Source organism: Erwinia sp. STN24, assembly GCF_041320675.1.
Lineage (GTDB): Bacteria > Pseudomonadota > Gammaproteobacteria > Enterobacterales > Enterobacteriaceae > Erwinia > Erwinia aeris.
The window spans coordinates 1-505 of the sequence record NZ_JBGGPM010000020.1 but is presented as its reverse complement, the minus strand read 5'-3'; the positions used below and the strand labels follow the sequence as shown (position 1 = coordinate 505).

Below are 505 nucleotides of genomic sequence, written 5' to 3'. Positions count from 1 at the left end.
ATTCATGACTGGGGTGAAGTCGTAACAAGGTAACCGTAGGGGAACCTGCGGTTGGATCACCTCCTTACCTGAAGATACCTTCGTGCGTAGTGCTCACACAGATTGTCTGATAGAAAAGTAACGAGCAATGCGTCTTTTGAGTAGGGTTCTGTGACAAGTAAATTTGTCGCACAGATTTGCCAGCAAATCTTCACCTTTACACAAAATAACCAGTCTGCGACTGGTTAAGCAATTTTTGTGTCCCCATCGTCTAGAGGCCCAGGACACTGCCCTTTCACGGCTGTAACAGGGGTTCGAATCCCCTTGGGGACGCCATATCTGATAATGAGTGAAAGACATTATCAACCGTATCTCAAAATTGATTCCGGCTTTAAGCCTGAGTCACGTTTGAGATATTTGCTCTTTAACAATCCGGAACAAGCTGAAAATTGAAACGACATGTCGTTTTCATTCTCCGTAATAAGAATGAAGTCAACGATATGTTCGAGTCTCTCAAATGCTTGCA

1 tRNA gene and 1 rRNA gene are annotated in these 505 nt (G+C 44.0%); both read left to right on the top strand.

Annotated elements, in window-relative coordinates:
* Positions 1–67: ribosomal RNA gene (locus ACA373_RS22150) — 16S ribosomal RNA — on the top strand; the annotation flags it as partial.
* 172 nt (positions 68–239) lie between these two features.
* Positions 240–315, top strand: a tRNA-Glu gene (locus tag ACA373_RS22145).
* The last annotated feature ends 190 nt before the right edge of the window (positions 316–505 follow it).